We start from the raw sequence: 393 nt of genomic DNA on the forward strand, positions 1-393 counted from the left end.
TAATATGGGTCGTTAGCTCAGTTGGGAGAGCATCGCCCTTACAAGGCGAGGGTCACTGGTTCAAGTCCAGTACGACCCACCATTCTTAGAATGGTGCATATTACACAAATCTAAATGGGTCATTACTCAGCTAGAAAAAGAGAGCATTACCGCTACTTCCAAGTAACGGCGAGGTTCACTGGTTAAAGTCCAGTACTATTTATTTTAATAGTAGCGTTTTAATTTATATGTGGGTGATTAGCTCAGTTGGGAGAGCATCGCCCTTACAAGGCGAGGGTCACTGGTTCAAGTCCAGTATCACCCACCACATATAAACACTTCTTAATAATTATTATAAAATCCTATTTGGGTAATTAACTCAGTTATAAGAAAAAGAGAGCATCGCCGCCTGTT

General features: G+C 41.2%; 2 tRNA genes. Both read left to right on the plus strand.

Annotated elements, in window-relative coordinates:
• Positions 1-6: 6 nt before the first annotated feature.
• Positions 7-82, plus strand: a tRNA-Val gene (locus tag CWB60_RS19410).
• Between the two features lie 149 nt (positions 83-231).
• Positions 232-307: transfer RNA gene (locus CWB60_RS19415), tRNA-Val, on the plus strand.
• Positions 308-393: the final 86 nt, after the last annotated feature.

Origin of the sequence: Pseudoalteromonas sp. S327, assembly GCF_005886415.1 — a bacterium.
In the GTDB taxonomy this organism is placed as follows: Bacteria; Pseudomonadota; Gammaproteobacteria; order Enterobacterales; family Alteromonadaceae; genus Pseudoalteromonas; species Pseudoalteromonas atlantica.